This is a genomic window from Staphylococcus condimenti (assembly GCF_001618885.1).
GTDB lineage: Bacteria > Bacillota > Bacilli > Staphylococcales > Staphylococcaceae > Staphylococcus > Staphylococcus condimenti.
The window spans coordinates 2188493-2204922 of record NZ_CP015114.1 but is presented as its reverse complement, the minus strand read 5'-3'; the positions used below and the strand labels follow the sequence as shown (position 1 = coordinate 2204922).

Below are 16430 nucleotides of genomic sequence, written 5' to 3'. Positions count from 1 at the left end.
AAATATGACAATTTAGAGCATGAAGACCACCAACTTATTAAAGTCGATCGTAAAACATAGATAATACAGCTATCGAATTGTTAAGAATATGATATCCACAAGACACTGCTAAGTTTTTACCTGATTTCAAATATACAAAAGCTAAAAAGAAACCACCATATAAATAAGGTATGACTTCAAATGGTGATGAACCCGCATGTACATGCATTACCGCAAAAATCAACGTAGATACGATTGCTGCTCCGATATAAGTAATTTTCTTTCCAAGCTCATGAATCAATATATGACGAAATATTAATTCTTCAGCAATCGGTCCCAGTATCCCAGTAGTTAAAAAGAGTACTGGCCACAACCATGGTGTATTAAATTGTTCAATAATCACTGTTTGATTTTGTGATTCTTCGAATTGATAGTGTTTCGGCAAAAATTGCAAAGCATAGGAGTAGGCGTGATCTACAATCAAGTAGACTATATAGGTAATAATAACGAGCCAGATATAGGCCTTCGCTTGCTTAATCCGTTCAATGACAATCGGAATGATATAGTGTTGGTGCATCTTATAAAAAATATAAAATAGCAATGAAAAACTAATAATGTCGCCAAAACTGCTCGCAATCGCATTACTGTTATGTGGAATATTCATGTGGAATGTTTCTATGACAATCAGGCCAATGCCAAGTACGATAATTTGACCAACGTTTAGCAATAGAAAATACAATGGAATCAGCCCAAAGTCGCGTTTCATGACTTTCGGGGAATCGAATGGGTTATTAATCATGATGTTCGCCTCTTGATGTAAATTTTAATAATTATACCATAGGTAATATTATTATTTTTTAATCTTGCGTTGCAATGCTTTATAATACCCGAAATTAAGACTGCTGACATCTCTAATTTAGATATCAGCAGTCAATTTTTATTATTTAAGATATTGGACAATGATTGAAATAAATCCGATAGCGTTAATCAACATATGCAGCGAGATAGAGACCGCTAAGTTTCTGCCTGATTTCATATAAACATAAACTAACGCAATTGCCATGATGAGATATACCCCGTATTCAAATGGTGAGTGGGCACTTGTCACATGTACAAAGGCAAAAACTAATGCTGAAATAACTGCTCCTGCGATATAACCGATTTTTTTTCCAAGTTCATGAATAATCAGATGACGGAAAAGCAATTCTTCCACAAATGGAGTTAATATCACGATATCTATAAATAAAACTGGCCAAGCCCATGGATTATCGAACATTTTCAATATAAGCATCTGGTTTTGTGTCTCGGTAAATTGGTAAGCTTTAGGCAATAACCTCATTAATCCGTCGTAAGCAGCTGTTACTACCATCATCGAAATATATGCCAAAACCACAATCAGTATGTATTTCTTTGCTTGTGCGAACCTTTTAACTGCAAGCGGAATAAGGTACTTACGATGCATTAAATAAAATATAAATAATAAAATTATCTCACCTAAAACTGTACCGATTGTCAAAATAAAGGATTGGGTCGTTTTAGAAATATGTGAATGTATAGATGATTCATACATCCATACCGGTAGAATTAATAAGAATGGTACGATATTTAAAAGAATAACATACAGCGGTATCAACCAAAAATCTCGTTTCATAATTTTAGTTGAGTCAAATGGATCCTTAGACAATGGCTGCTTTATATGTTCTGTATTTGTAAATAGATCCGACATGTTTTCACCCCTATTTTCAAATGAGTCAAAAATTTTCACTTCAGAAAAATAATCTTACTTATGTATACTTCGAAATCAAATTATACCATATAATACAAAGCACAATATTAACTGCCTGTAACCATTCTTTAAAAAATGATTTAAAAAACTGCAGTATATCATTTATCTAATAATTAACTGCAGTTTCAATACTTTATTATTCATTATCTTTCAATGGTTTCTTTTCCTCAAAACCAGCTTTTTTCATTGCACGCTGTACATCTTTCATATTGACATAGTCTTCGCCTTTTGCCGGACCAGTAATACCTAATTTCTTAGTCATTTTTTTCACATCGTCAGTCTCATAATCAATCTCTACTTTTTGAATCGCTTTATCTTTTTTTACTTCCTTTTTATAAGTAACACCTTCAACGTCTTTGAATATCTTTTCTTGTTTATCCAAAATTTTCTCAGCGTCTGATTTTGAAACACCGTTCTTATCATAATCAATTGTCATAATACTAGATTGTTTAAGCACTTTATCACCTTTATAAGTAAGTGTCGTAAGCACTTCTGCTCCTTGAAGATCACCTTCATAGGTTTTCGATTGTTCTTTATCGCATGCTGTCATTAAGAAAATACCAGCTATCAATGTTGCTATTGCAAGGATGCTTCGTTTCATGTCCGCTACCTCTTTCTCAGTTTTAATTATGTATGTATTATATCATCATTATTGTAAATAGACTTTTACATTATCCTCATTTATATCTTAAATTTTAAAAACAACAGTTCAACTTTCTCTGTAAAAAGTGCATTAATACCTAATTTTAGTCTATACAAATAATGTGCAAACTTGCACTTTGTGATAAAATTAAAGTGAAGTAGAAATGTAATTTCCTCTTGCCGCACAAGGCATTAAGCGATTACATTTTTCAAAGAAGGAGTTAGAAATCTATGATATTTCCAGCTAAAAAATTTTTCACTCGCATGCTGACTTCTTCTAAGCAATCTGAGGGGGTTATTATGAAACGCATTGGTTTAATTGACATCGGTTCCAACACCATCAGACTTGTTGTCTTTGAATATGATAAAGAAACAGGTCTTTCAGAAATACAAAACATTAAAACACCAGCACGACTTAGTCAATATTTAGAAGACGATTTGACTATGAATCAAGAAGGAATTGATGTATTAATTGATTCCTTAGAAAGTTTTAAAAAAGTAGCGGATGCTTACAAAGTAGATGAATTGCATCCTATTGCAACTGCGGCGATTCGTCAATCGAAAAACCGTGATGATATTTTAAAACAAACTAAGAAAAAATTAGGTATTAAAACCTCAATAGTACCTGAATTAGATGAAGCTTTCTACGGATTTTATGCCATCATCAATTCTACCGATATCGAAAACGGATTATCTGTAGATATCGGCGGCGGATCTACTGAAGTTACATTATTTAAGGATAAAGAACTTATCCATTCCCACAGCTTCCCATTTGGTGTTGTCACATTAACACGTAAATTCTTTGGTGATGAACCACATGATAACAAGGATGCTATTAAAAAAATGCAGAAATTCTTGGAGAAAGAATTCAGTTCATTGAGCTGGATTAACAATCAAAAAGTTGCTTTAGTCGGTGTGGGCGGTTCTGCACGTAACACCGCTCGAATTCATCAATCTGAAGTATCCTATCCTATTGGTGGCGTACATTGCTACTCAATGACAGGAAAAGATTTAGATCAAGTGTTCAATCTTATCAAAGACAGTTCTCGTGATGAATTAACTAATTTAGATGGATTAAGCCGTGACCGCGTTGACATCATTCTACCTGCGGTTGCCGTCTTCAAAGCATTATTCAAACAAGTAGATGCAACACAATTTACATTCTCTAGAAAAGGGCTGCGTGAAGGTTATGTAATGCATCATTTGAACGAAAAGTATCCAGACGCTTTTGATCGTTTCAATGTTCAAGATCGAGCACTTTTCCAATTATCAAATGCTTATAAACACGAACAAGCCGGTGCGCGACAACGTGTTGTACTTGCACGTGACTTGCTTGAACAATTAACAGCAATAGATAAAATTTCTTTAACTGACAAAGAAAAAAGACTATTTGAACAAGCTGCATATGTTTACTATCTAGGACGTTTTATCGATTCAGATTCAGGATCTCAACATACTTACTACATTATTTCCAATTCAATGATTGACGGCTTTAACCATCATGACCGTGTTAAACTCGCAATGATGGCAAGTTTTAAAAACAAATCATTATTGAAATTTTATAACAATGAAACAGGTTGGTTAGATAACGATGAACTCAGTGATTTACAATCATTGGGCGGAATTATTAAATTTGTTGATGCCTTAAATGTTTCTCATACAAACCCTGTTAAACGCGTTGAACTTGAAAAAAAGGATAAAGATAACTACATTCTCAATGCCTATCATACAGGCAATCCCATTGCCGAAGAGTATCAAGCCAATCGCCAAAAGAAACATTTAGAAAAAGTATTAAAATCAAAAGTATCCATTAACTTTACAAAATCTTAACATTTCTATGTTAATGTACTAATGGATGTATATGAAAAAAATGAACATGTGCACAAACATTTTCTTTTAACATTAAATTGTATTTCATCATCCGTCGAACTATTAAATATTAAACAACTAACATCTTAGATAGAACATTCATGATGATTATCATTTAATTTTTCTTTAAATTAATATACAAACAGTCTATTTATTTACCGTGGGGTGGCTATTATGCAAAATCAAGTCGTAGAGAAAGACATCAATAAACCAGAGTACTATAACAACCGAGAATTAAGCTGGCTCGATTTCAACTATCGAGTATTACAAGAAGCCAGCGACAAAACAAATCCTTTATTAGAACAATTAAATTTCATTGCAATTTTCGCATCTAACTTAGATGAATTTTTCATGGTTCGTGTTGCCGGTTTGCAAGACCAAGTTAAAATGAATTTCAATAAACCGGAAAATAAATCTCAAATGACGCCAAAAGAACAATTAGACGCCATTAAAAAGAAAAATGCAGACTTAGTTGATTTACAATATGAACGTTATAACGAACTTACAAAAGATTTACGTGAATATGATGTCATTACAACAAAACCTGAAAATTTAGATGAAGCGTTACAAGAACAATTAGAACGTGAATTCAGAGATAATATTTTGCCGACACTTACACCACTCGGCATTGATGCGTACCATCCTTTCCCTAAATTGGTTAATAAAAGTTTAAACATCTTCGTTGAATTAGATACTGATGATTCTATCAATACTGCGATAGTACAAATTCCATCCTTGATTGATCGTTTTATGATCATGAAAAAAGATGAAAAGCAATATGTATTAATGGTAGAAGATGTTATTGATTACTTTATCGAATACCTTTTCCAAGGATACGATATCCGTAATACATTTACATTCAGAATCACTAGAAATGCTGATTTAACAATCCATGAAGATGGTGCTGAAGATTTATTAATTGAAATTGAACGTTTCTTAAAAATGCGTAAAAGCGGTTCAGCTGTTCGTCTTGAAGTTGATGCTCGTAATGCAAATGAAGCTGACATTCAAGAGTTGAAAGAACAATTAGAAATTCATGACAATGACGTTTACTTTGTAGACGGTCCATTAGATTTAACAATGTTATTCGGCTTAGTTGGTCGTTTAACACCACAATTAAGCAACTTGCGTTATGATCCTTATACACCGCAAGTTCCAGCTTCACTTGGTTATAACAACGTTTTCGATTTAGCGTTGAAGCGTGATATCTTCTTCCATCATCCATATGAATCATTTGAACCAATTGTAGATTTTATCCGCGAAGCTGCTGATGATCCAAATACAATCGCAATCAAACAAACTTTATATCGTGTAAGTAAAGATTCACCTATTATCAAAAGCTTGAAAAACGCTGCTGAAAAAGGAAAACAAGTCACAGTACTTGTAGAATTGAAAGCACGTTTCGATGAAGAAAATAACGTTCACTGGGCTCGTATGCTGGAAGATGCCGGGTGTCACGTAATTTATGGTATGACACACTTAAAAACACACAGTAAAATCACGTTAGTTGTTAAACGACTAAAAGGTCAGTTAGTTCCATTTGTACATTTAGGTACAGGTAACTACAATGATAAAACTGCTGAAATTTATACAGATATGGGTATTATCACTACTGATAAAGGTATTGCCGAAGATGCGATCAACTTCTTCAACTACCTGAGCGGTTATTCATTAAAACCACATTATAATGAATTGATTGTGGCACCTTTTGATATCCGCGATGTGTTTGTAGAACGAATCGATACTGAAATACAAAACCATAAAGAGCATGGTAATGGTCATATCATTATGAAAATGAACTCTTTAACAGATAAAACAATTATCAAGAAGTTATTTGAAGCTTCTCAAGCAGGCGTTAAGATTCAACTTGTTATTCGTGGTATCTGCTGCTTGAAACCAGGTATTCCTGGCGTAAGTGAGAATATAGAAGTAGTCAGCATTGTAGGTCGTTTCTTAGAACATTCACGTATTTATTATTTCCATAATAATGGTGACGAAAAAATCTATTTATCATCTGCAGATGCAATGACACGTAATATGATTAAACGTGTAGAAATCTTATTCCCTGTACATGACCAAAAAATTAGAGAGCGCTTGTTAAAATTCTTGAATTTACAACTCTCTGATAATCAAAAAGGACGTTATCAAGACAAAAACGGTGTTTATCACTATGTGAACAATAATCAGCTACCGTTGAATTCACAGCTATATATGATGCATGAAGCGATTGAACGTGCAAAAGCTATTAAACATGAAACACCTGTTATAGAAAACCGTCCTCAAAAACCATCACGCCCTAGACGCGGTTGGATATCTCGTTTGAAAAATTCATTCAACAGCAATCGCTAAAATAACATCATTAATACTTTTCACCGACTTGTTAAGACAGGTCGGTGTTTTTTATATTCTTTTAACATAAAGAAGCAGTCCTCAAAATACCAGGACAGCTTCTTCTTTTTAAATTTCATTTTTATTTTTCAGGTTTCTTATACCAATTTTTCAAGAAATCATACAACACTTCACTATATTGTGCTAATTCTTTCTTTTCTACTTTTTCATCCACACTGTGGGCTTCTGTTAAACTACCAGGTCCATATAAAATAGTTGGTATACCAAAATCAGCTAACCAGCCACCATCTGTTACAGTCGTTGTCATACCAGAAACTAATGGATCTTCATGAATCGCTTCATGCGCTTTTTCTAACATTGCATAGCCCGGATGATTCAACGGCAACGTAAAACTTGGGAAGACTTCACCGCGATCTTCTATCATCGAAGTACCTCCCCATTCAAATTGCAATGGATTATTACGTAACCAGACATCCGCTTCAGCCACTCGATTCAAATAATCTTCAATCTCTGCTACAACCTCATGGTAATCTTCATCCGGTAAAAAATGGACTGTTACCCACAAACGACATTCATCTGCAATGAAAGCTGGGTTACGTCCACCTTCAATCACTGCCGGGTTAATCGTATTGGCACCAGGAGGCATATCAGGATAAGATTTCATCACAGCCCAATGTTGTTCCAACTCTTTCAACGCCGTAATAATTTTTGCCATCTTCTCAATAGCACTCGCTCCATATAAACCTCCGCCGGCATGTACCATCTGACTGCGTGCACCATCATGTACTGTTTCTTTACTTTGCACCGTAATCCAGCCAGTGATGACACCGCCTTGGCCAAGTGCTTGATTATCACTGGTATCCATCACTAAAGCTAAATCTGCTTTTGGACTCATCTCACAAGCATATTTCGTCCCTGCTTCACCAACTTCTTCACCAACTACAGATTGTACTATAATGTCACCTTCTGGCTGAATACCCTCAGCATTCAAGCGTTCCAGAACATAAAAAAGTGATGCAACGCCACCTTTCATATCACTTACACCACGTCCGTACAACCAGTCGTCAACTTCTGTCAATTCAAATGGCGAATAAGTCCAATGCTTTGTATCCTCTACATTTGCGACATCAACATGTCCATTTAAAATCAGTTTAGGTGCTTTTGGGTCTTTGCCTTTTAAAATACCTACTACAATACTATCATTGTCATACAATTTACGGCGCTTTACTTCAAATCCATTATCCTCCAAAAATGCTTGAATCTCATCTTGTAATGGATCAGTATTACGTGCAGGTGGGCTTTCTGTATTATACTCCACCAATAACTTTAACAAATCAAAATGACGCGTATCCATCCTTCGAATCTCCTCTCTAGAAAGTAATATGCTTTGTATCCCTAAGCTTTTTATTTATGTACTTATTTTACCCTCTTTTAAAACCAGCCATGACAACATCATGAATTAATGCTTGAGTACCCATATATAACCACCATGGCAATGACGATTCAAAGCGGTAAAGAAAAGTTTGAAGTTTCGTTTGACTAACTTTTATAAAAAAGAACGACATTAAAGAATTAGATATCTTCTTAGATAGCAGACCATCGGGCAAAATACGCAACCTTATCCCATCTATAGCATCCATTGATTCTGGTTGCATAGCAATTAAAGGACATTTGAATCCTTTCGCATAAATATTATAACTTTGCGGCAAACCACGTACTTCAACCAGACCAAATGTAATCTTTCTTAAGTATTTCATATAATCAACAAGCAATTTAGAAACTGAATCTTCAGGCTGCACTTTCATCGATTGCAATGAAGAAGCAGCTTCTGTATGAACATTGCAATTACTATAAAAATAAGATTTAGGAAGCTCGTAATATTTTGCTTTTTTAAACACTGGCTTCTCTTTTTTCATTTTTAATTCTAGGATATCGGCAGGTTGACAGAGATTTACAAATCTACTGATTAAACGTCTTAAATCTGATCGCCGTCCATGCCATAAGCTGCTATTGAACATTTTAGTATGCACATTAAAAATAATAGTATCTGCATCTCTCAGTTGAAGTTCCCAATCTTTTGTATTCATCCAATCAATAGGTTGATAAGTAATATGAGGAACTGATACAGATGGTTGCATTGAAGCATCTACTAATACTGTCAATGGTTTTTCTGCTTCTGAGAATGTTTGTATAATAGTTTGCGCAATCTGAGAAACGCCTTCAGTTAAAACAGTCTTTGTCATCTGCTATCACCTTTCTTTCTGATATCTTCACTATAACAAAAAAATCGGCAGCCGTAGCTGCCGAAAACTGAGTTTATACAAATAAACTGATAAATAGAATAAAGATAATACCTGAAACTGAAATAATAGTTTCTAACAGTGACCAAGTTAAAAATGTTTCTTTAACTGTTAAACCAAAGTATTCTTTAAACATCCAGAAACCTGCATCATTAACATGAGAACAAACAACGCTACCTGCACCGATAGCAAGCACTACGAGCGCTACATTTACATCGCTAGCTTGAAGCAATGGTAAAACGATACCTGTTGTAGAAATCGCTGCAACGGTTGCAGAACCAAGTGCTAATCTCAATACTGCTGCAACAATCCATGCTAGTAATATTGGAGACATTGTAGAACCTTCGAACATTTTCGCAATCGTATCACCAACACCGCCGTCGATAAGTACTTGTTTAAAAGTACCACCGCCACCGATAATCAAGATCATCATACCGATTGGATAGATTGCTTCTGTAACTGAGGTCATAATTTCTTTATTTTTACGTCCTTGTTTGACACCCATCGTAAACATTGCGAATAATACCGCAATTAACATAGCTGTATCTGCTGTTCCGATGAAGTAAATTATTTTTTCAATAATATTTTTTCCACCATCAACAGAACCTGTTGCGAGTTGTACAATTGTCGCAATCAACATTAAAATAACAGGCAATGTCGCTGTTAAAACACTAATACCGAAACTTGGCATTTCAGAAGGTTTAAATTCTCTTTGTGCACCTAATGATGAAATGTCACCTTCACGTGTATAAGCTGTCGGTGTTAACTTCGGTGCAATTCTGCCGAATAATGGACCAGCAATAATTGTAACTGGAATCGCAATAATAATACCAAACATTAATACTTGTCCTAAATTAGCATGTAACTCTTTAGCAATTACTACTGGACCAGGGTGCGGTGGTAAAAAGCCGTGTGTTACAGATAACGCTGTAATCATTGGCAAGCCAATTTTAAGCGGTGATACTTTAGTACGTTTTGCAAGTGTAAATACAAGCGGAATTAATAATACCAATCCTACTTCGAAGAATAAGGCAATACCGATTACAAATGCTGCAATAACCATAGCCCATTGCACATTTTTTTCTCCGAATTTATTAATCAATGTATCAGCGATACGTGTCGCACCGCCGCCATCTGAAAGTAACTTACCTAAGATAGCCCCTAAACCAAAAATAATCGCGATGTGACCGAGTGTACTTCCCATTCCTTTTTCAACGGTTTCTACAACTTTATCTAATGGCATTCCAAGTAAAACTGCAGTTATCATTGATGTAATAATCAATGCAATAAACGTATTTAATTTCAATAATATAATCAGTGCTAATAAGATTAAAATACCGATTACCACTGTAATCAGCGGCCATATTTCTCCAAACATAATTTTTCCTCACTTTCGTATGACTGAATCTCAATATAGGAAGCGTTTACATTAACTTCCTATAAAAACATCAGCTTTCAAACTGATGTTTTTATTGTCAGATTCATCTTTGCTTATTAAATTTTTTATAAATGATGACGCTGGAAGTCTGCAATCTTAGCGTATTGACTTTCAAGAGAACGACTTAAATCGATAAAGATACTAATTAATTGCTGATACATTTCTACAGCTTTTTGGTTTGGTTCATGTGCATGTGTTGTACCGACCATTTCTTCAATGATTGAAAAATCATCGATTTCCCCAAGTGCTTTCAAACCAAGTACACATGCTCCTAAGCATGAACTTTCATAACTTTCAGGTACTATAACATCTGTCGCAAAGATATCTGCCATCATTTGACGCCATACTTCACTTTTCGCAAATCCCCCAGTTGCTTTAATTGCAGTAGGTGTTTCCCCCATTACTTCTATTAAAGCAAGATAAACGGTATACAGGTTATATAATACGCCTTCAAGTGCCGCACGTATCATATGTTCTTTTTTATGAGCGAGTGTTAATCCGAAGTATGAACCACGCGCATTCGCATTCCATAAAGGTGCTCTTTCTCCAGCTAAATATGGATGGAAAATCAATCCTTTTGAACCAGGTTCAACTCGGCTGGCAATTTTTGTTAAAACATCATAAGGATCTACGCCTAAACGTTTCGCAGTTTCTACCTCACTTGCTAATAGTTCATCGCGCAACCATCTTAAAATGATGCCGCCGTTATTAACCGGTCCTCCAATCACATATTGGTCTTCTGTTAAGACATAACAAAAGATGCGTCCTTTTTCGTCTGTGCGCGGATGATCGATGACTGTTCTGATAGCGCCAGAAGTACCGATTGTTACTGCTACTTCCCCTTTTTTATAACTATTCACGCCAAGATTAGATAAAACACCATCGCTTGCACCTACAATAATAGGTGTGTCTGGATTAATACCTAGCAAGTTAGAATAACGATGTTTCATACCAGTCATAATATGAGTTGTTGGTACTAATTCAGGTAACTGTTCTTTTGTAATTCCTAAAAGCTTTAATACATCATTATCCCAGCTTAATGATTCTAAATTCATCATTCCTGTAGCTGATCCAATAGAATAATCCATGACGTATTTACCATAAAGTTGATATAAAATATAACCTTTTATATCGATATATTTTTTCGCATTACTATAAACTTCCGGCTTTTCATGTTTCATCCAAAATATTTTCGATAATGGCGACATCGGATGAATGGGTGTACCTGTACGTTTATATATTTCATGTCCTTGATGTTCATCGCGAATTATATCTGCATAGCGACTAGCTCGATTGTCTGCCCATGTAATACTTTCAGTAATAGGGTTTTGTTCGTTGTCCATTGCAATCAAACTGTGCATTTGTGCACTGAATGAAATCAATTTAATATCATCTGCTGCTACTCTCTCTTCACGAATTACTGCTTTGATTGTCATTAAAACCGCATCAAAAATTTCATCTGGGTTTTCTTCAGAAGTGTCGACATCTGGTGTGTTCATGTCATAACCAATATTGTGCTTACGCAAGAAATTCCCATTTTCATCATACAAAACTGATTTTGTACTTGTTGTTCCGACATCGACCCCAATCATATACTTCATGATTTTTCCTCCTTAAAAAATAAAGATCATCTATAAAACAAACCTGCAATATTATCTCCAACATCATCAAAATTTAAATGGAACGCTTCTTTTAACTGAGAGACACTATTTTGTTCTACCGCTTCTGCATATACTTCATGGTTATGATGAATACGTTCGAAATCTTCCGGTTCTTCACGCATTCTTTTTCTCATAGATAACAGTATTAAACAAAGCATCAATGGCTTTAAATTATCCCAGCTGCTAAGCAGATAGCGGTGCTGCGTTGCATAAATCAATACTTCATGAAATTTGATATCGTGTTCTGTATAAGCTTCAGCATCTTGAAATTGCACCGCCACTTTCATCATTTCTAAGTGTTTGCGCATTTCTTTTGCTAAACGTACTCTTTCATTGCTTTTAATTTTCGCAAAAGCAAAAGACTCCATCATAATGCGCAAATCATATATCTCACGGCGCTCTTCTTCTCCAAAATGGAGTACATCTGCGCCCATACGTTCTAGACAAATTAATTGATCTTGTTTCAATAATTTAAAAGCATCACGAACAGGAGAACGGCTGACATTGAATTGCTTAGCAACTTGATTTTCAGTTAAGCAAGCATCCGCTTTAATACTGCCTTCTACAATTTGCAAACGTAACTCAGCCGCAACTTTCTCACCTGTCGTCATACCTTCCATCCAATGTTTCGGATAATTTTCTCCCATCTATAGTACAGCCCCTTGTTTCTACATACTTGTATACAAGTATATTAATACAAATCTACAATAATTGCAACCGCTTACATTAATTTTCATAAAAAAAGGAATAGTAAAGTAAGATTGAGAGGCGATACTAATGTATATTCCTAAACATTACCAAGAACATGATATAGATAAAATTAAACAATTCATTGATACACATCCATTCGCTACCATTATTTCAAACGATAAAAACCACAGACCTTTGGCGACACATTTACCTTTAATGATTTTGCATAATACAACTCGTTTTATTATCACCGGTCATTTTGCTAAAGGAAATGAGCAATGGAAATCAATAGAAAGCAATGAAGAAGTACTCTTAATATTTCAAGGACCAGATGCGTACATCTCTTCAACTTGGTATAGTGATGAAGATGTTCCGACTTGGGATTATCAAAGTGTTCAGCTATATGGCAAACCCTATTTATTAAGCGAAGATGAAGTTAAGCAAGATTTGATTAACTTATTAAAGCGATTTGAAAAGAAAGATGGTGCACGGTGGGAAAACATGTCTGATGATACATTGAAACAAATTCATGGGGTAGTAGGTTTTCGTATTGAAGTAACTGAAATACATGCTGCTAATAAACTCAGTCAAAACCGCACTGCTGCTGATTATGAAAATATCATTCAACATTTGTCCAAAGAAAACCCTGAGATTGTTGAAGCCATGAAAAAAGAAAGAAAAGACAAATGATAAAACCACCGTAACAAAGTTTTGCTTTCAACCTTGATTACGGTGGTTTTTAATCTCATTTTTACGAATTCAATGATTTACAATCTAACTTGCAATTTCGGATATAAATTTAATTCCTCAATTACTCTGCTTATCAGAGTTTTCATTGTCAGAAATTGTGTCATCCTCTTTATTTTTCTCATCTTCTTCTTCACTTTCTTCTTCTGCCCATTTGTGGTCTTTGATATATAAACGGACCATCGCAAGCGCAATCCAACTGATCAGCAAGACAGGCAAAATGATGATATTCAATAAATTCAGATCTAATGTATGTGTTGATATTTCTAGTTTAGCGATACTTTTAAGATTTTGGGGGCTGGATGTTAAGAATTGATAGAGCGTGAAAAAGATAGTTGTCCATTGTATGTAGTACTCTAAAATAGCAACAAGCATCTCATTATAACCATTCCATTTTACAAGTTGATGTACAACAAAATAATTCATGATACCTGCAAATAATATAATGATAATGCCGAGAACAAAAATACTGCTGCGGTCTCCTAGCAACCGAATCAACAGCCAATACACAATAAACCCAGAAACCAATAACGAAATAAACCCTGAAATCACCATACCGATACTGAGTAAAAAAGATTTCGCAAAGAGATATTTATCCTGATATCGTCCTGATAAAAATCCTGTTAATAAAAAAAGAATGAGGACGATAATAATATTTAAAATGAACATGATATAACCTCTTTCTACTTAAGCATTGAATTTTTTATTATAACTTTTTTCACATACCTTTTTGTACCCTCTTTCAGCACAAATTAAAAAGCACTTCGCCTCATTCGCTAAGGAATGAAACGAAGTGCAATATGATAAGCTATTTAGGATGTTTTATGATATTTCTATCATTTTTCTTATAATGAATCTACTTTTTCACCATTGATTAAGATGTTGTCATCTTCTAATGTGACTTTCACATCTTTTACATCAGTGTTTTCTAGATAGTAGTCAGTGATACGGTCACGTACTTCTCTTTCAACAACTCGACGTAATGGACGAGCACCCAGTTCTTCATCGTAACCTTGGTCAATTAACCAATCTTTTGCATCTTGGCTGACTTCTAGAGTAATACCTTTTTTCTCAAGTGTATCTTGAACATCATCAAGTAATAAGTTGATAATGTCTTGTAATGCATCTTTGTCTAAGTGAGTGAATTCTACGATACCATTGAAACGGTTAAGGAATTCTGGACGGAAGAATTTTTTAAGGTCTTCCATTAAGTCTTCACGTTCTTTTTCACTTTCATCACCGAAACCTGCGTTTGAAGTACAGATGATAATAGTGTTTTTGAAGTTAACTACATTACCTTGACCATCAGTTAAGTTACCGTCATCCATAACTTGTAATAATAAAGTTAAGATTTGAGGGTTAGCTTTTTCGATTTCATCGAATAAGATAACTGAATAAGGATTACGTCTTACTTTTTCAGTTAAAGTATTTGAGTTATCTTCATAACCGACATAACCAGCACTTGTACCGATTAATTTAGATACAGCTGTACGATCCATATATTCACTCATATCTAATTTGATTAAAGCTTCTTTATTACCGAATAAATCGATAGACAATTGTTTAGCTAATTCTGTTTTACCTACACCAGTAGGACCTACGAATAAGAAGCTTCCGATTGGTCTGTTGCCTTCATCAAATCCAGCACGATTACGACGAATAGCACGTGATACCATTTCAACTGCTTTGTCTTGACCGATAATTTTGTCTTTTAAGCGTTTTGAAATGTTTTTCAAACGAGCGATATCATTATCGTCCATTTGAGATACTGGAATACCAGTAATACGTTCTACAGTAGCAGCTACATCTTGTACTGATGCAGTTGTAGCTTCACCGCCGCCAGATTCTAAGCTGTCTTGTAATTCTTTGATTTCTTTTTGATATTTATCTGCATCTGTATAAGCTTCTTCGCTAACTGCTTTAGATTTTTTATCTTCTAGTTCTTTAATTTGTTTTTCAACTTCCACTTTATCAACTACTGGATTTTTAGCAGCTAAGTGTGCAGCTGTAATATCCAAAATGTCTAAAGCTTTATCTGGCAATAAACGTTGTGGGATATATTGAATAGATAAGTCTACACAAGCTTTTAAGACTTCATCAGGTAATTTCACATTATGGTGTTTTTCAAATGTTTCACGAACACCTTTTAAGATTTCTTCAGTATCTTTAGCTGAAGGTTCTTTTACTAATACCTCGTTGAAACGACGTGCTAAAGCCGGATCTTTTAAGATATTATTACGGTATTCATCTTGAGTAGTAGCACCGATTAATGAAATTTCTCCACGACCTAATGCTGGTTTAATAATATCAGACAAGCCTTTGCTTCCTGAATCTCCGCCAGTTGAACCAGATCCGATAATTTGGTGAATTTCGTCAAAGAACAAGATAACATTTTTTCTTTCTTTGACATTGTTGATTAAGTTTTGGATATTTTCTTCAAATGCACCACGATATTGTGTACCTGCTTCTAATGAAGAAATATCAACTGCGATGATTTCTTTGTCTTTGATTGCAGCTGGTACATTACCTTTTACAATCGCTTGTGCTAAGCCTTCTACAATTGCTGATTTACCTACACCAGCTTCCCCAACTAAAATTGGGTTATTTTTATTTCTACGACTTAATACTTCTGCAGTATCTTGAATTTCTTTGTCACGGCCGATTACTGGATCTAATAATCCGTCTTTTGCTTCTTGTGTTAAATTACGACCGATTTTTTCTAAGTAGTCATCGCCGCCTTGGCCGCCTCCAGCTTGTCCTGGTTGACCAGGTTGAGTGCCTTGGACTGGTTGTCCGCCTTGAGCTTGTTGTTGCTGTTGAATTTGTTGCAATTGCTCAGGTGATACTTCACGTCCGTTAATATAATATTTTTTGTTTCCATCTGCGTTTTGCATATCTTGCATCATTCTTCTGAAAATTGAGTCAAAATCATTTCCGAAAAATCCGTTATTCATAAAATCATAACCTCC

12 protein-coding genes and 1 pseudogene are annotated in these 16430 nt (G+C 34.8%); 3 read left to right on the top strand and 10 right to left on the bottom strand.

Annotated features, from left to right (window positions below):
* Positions 1-37 precede the first annotated feature (37 nt).
* The 3 genes from A4G25_RS10440 to A4G25_RS10430 all read right to left on the bottom strand — a co-directional run bounded on the left by A4G25_RS10440 (position 38) and on the right by A4G25_RS10430 (position 2366).
* Positions 38-778 carry a CPBP family intramembrane glutamic endopeptidase gene (locus A4G25_RS10440; RefSeq protein WP_047131575.1) on the bottom strand — a complete coding sequence of 247 codons (741 nt, stop codon included), beginning with the start codon at positions 776-778 and terminating at the stop codon, positions 38-40.
* A 141-nt stretch (positions 779-919) separates the two neighbouring features.
* On the bottom strand, positions 920-1705 hold the full coding sequence (locus tag A4G25_RS10435; RefSeq protein WP_047131576.1) for a CPBP family intramembrane glutamic endopeptidase: 786 nt from the start codon (positions 1703-1705) through the stop codon (positions 920-922).
* A 196-nt stretch (positions 1706-1901) separates the two neighbouring features.
* Positions 1902-2366: a DUF1307 domain-containing protein gene (locus A4G25_RS10430; protein WP_047131577.1), complete on the bottom strand. Its 465-nt coding sequence runs from the start codon at positions 2364-2366 to the stop codon at positions 1902-1904.
* A 338-nt stretch (positions 2367-2704) separates the two neighbouring features.
* On the opposite strand from A4G25_RS10430, the gene ppx reads away from it, so the two are divergent.
* Both ppx and A4G25_RS10420 read left to right on the top strand, forming a co-directional pair.
* Complete coding sequence (gene ppx / locus A4G25_RS10425; protein WP_047131642.1) at positions 2705-4237, top strand: exopolyphosphatase; 1533 nt, start codon at positions 2705-2707, stop codon at positions 4235-4237.
* A gap of 213 nt (positions 4238-4450) precedes the next feature.
* Positions 4451-6509 (top strand): annotated as a pseudogene (locus A4G25_RS10420) (RNA degradosome polyphosphate kinase); the annotation flags it as partial.
* A gap of 237 nt (positions 6510-6746) precedes the next feature.
* On the opposite strand, the gene A4G25_RS10415 reads toward A4G25_RS10420, so the two are convergent.
* The 5 genes from A4G25_RS10415 to A4G25_RS10395 all read right to left on the bottom strand — a co-directional run bounded on the left by A4G25_RS10415 (position 6747) and on the right by A4G25_RS10395 (position 12671).
* A complete protein-coding gene (locus tag A4G25_RS10415; RefSeq protein WP_047131579.1) occupies positions 6747-7979 on the bottom strand; it encodes an acetylornithine deacetylase in 1233 nt (410 codons plus the stop codon).
* Between the two features lie 67 nt (positions 7980-8046).
* Positions 8047-8868: a hypothetical protein gene (locus A4G25_RS10410; protein ID WP_047131580.1), complete on the bottom strand. Its 822-nt coding sequence runs from the start codon at positions 8866-8868 to the stop codon at positions 8047-8049.
* Positions 8869-8941: 73 nt separating this feature from the next.
* A complete protein-coding gene (locus tag A4G25_RS10405) occupies positions 8942-10303 on the bottom strand; it encodes a gluconate:H+ symporter (protein WP_047131581.1) in 1362 nt (453 codons plus the stop codon).
* 125 nt (positions 10304-10428) lie between these two features.
* Positions 10429-11964 (bottom strand): gluconokinase, encoded by a 1536-nt coding sequence (gene gntK / locus A4G25_RS10400; RefSeq protein ID WP_047131582.1) that lies wholly within the window; start codon positions 11962-11964, stop codon positions 10429-10431.
* Between the two features lie 26 nt (positions 11965-11990).
* Positions 11991-12671, bottom strand: a complete 681-nt coding sequence (locus A4G25_RS10395) for a GntR family transcriptional regulator (RefSeq protein ID WP_047131583.1) — start codon at positions 12669-12671, stop codon at positions 11991-11993.
* A gap of 130 nt (positions 12672-12801) precedes the next feature.
* On the opposite strand from A4G25_RS10395, the gene A4G25_RS10390 reads away from it, so the two are divergent.
* Positions 12802-13404, top strand: a complete 603-nt coding sequence (locus tag A4G25_RS10390; protein WP_047131584.1) for an FMN-binding negative transcriptional regulator — start codon at positions 12802-12804, stop codon at positions 13402-13404.
* Positions 13405-13521: 117 nt separating this feature from the next.
* On the opposite strand, the gene A4G25_RS10385 is transcribed toward A4G25_RS10390, so the two are convergent.
* Positions 13522-14130: an SA1002 family membrane protein gene (locus tag A4G25_RS10385; protein ID WP_047131585.1), complete on the bottom strand. Its 609-nt coding sequence runs from the start codon at positions 14128-14130 to the stop codon at positions 13522-13524.
* Between the two features lie 176 nt (positions 14131-14306).
* A complete protein-coding gene (locus A4G25_RS10380; protein WP_047131586.1) occupies positions 14307-16415 on the bottom strand; it encodes an AAA family ATPase in 2109 nt (702 codons plus the stop codon).
* Between the last annotated feature and the right edge of the window lie 15 nt (positions 16416-16430).

Excerpts from the sequence above, each read along its gene's own strand:
- A4G25_RS10405 (WP_047131581.1), bottom strand. The coding sequence starts at position 10,303 with ATGTTTGGAGAAATATGGCCGCTGATTACAGTGGTAATCGGTATTTTA.
- A4G25_RS10410 (WP_047131580.1), bottom strand. The coding sequence starts at position 8,868 with ATGACAAAGACTGTTTTAACTGAAGGCGTTTCTCAGATTGCGCAAACT.
- A4G25_RS10380 (WP_047131586.1), bottom strand. The coding sequence starts at position 16,415 with ATGAATAACGGATTTTTCGGAAATGATTTTGACTCAATTTTCAGAAGA.
- A4G25_RS10385 (WP_047131585.1), bottom strand. The coding sequence starts at position 14,130 with ATGTTCATTTTAAATATTATTATCGTCCTCATTCTTTTTTTATTAACA.
- A4G25_RS10440 (WP_047131575.1), bottom strand. The coding sequence starts at position 778 with ATGATTAATAACCCATTCGATTCCCCGAAAGTCATGAAACGCGACTTT.
- A4G25_RS10430 (WP_047131577.1), bottom strand. The coding sequence starts at position 2,366 with ATGAAACGAAGCATCCTTGCAATAGCAACATTGATAGCTGGTATTTTC.
- gntK (WP_047131582.1), bottom strand. The coding sequence starts at position 11,964 with ATGAAGTATATGATTGGGGTCGATGTCGGAACAACAAGTACAAAATCA.
- A4G25_RS10390 (WP_047131584.1), top strand. The coding sequence starts at position 12,802 with ATGTATATTCCTAAACATTACCAAGAACATGATATAGATAAAATTAAA.
- A4G25_RS10435 (WP_047131576.1), bottom strand. The coding sequence starts at position 1,705 with ATGTCGGATCTATTTACAAATACAGAACATATAAAGCAGCCATTGTCT.
- A4G25_RS10415 (WP_047131579.1), bottom strand. The coding sequence starts at position 7,979 with ATGGATACGCGTCATTTTGATTTGTTAAAGTTATTGGTGGAGTATAAT.
- A4G25_RS10395 (WP_047131583.1), bottom strand. The coding sequence starts at position 12,671 with ATGGGAGAAAATTATCCGAAACATTGGATGGAAGGTATGACGACAGGT.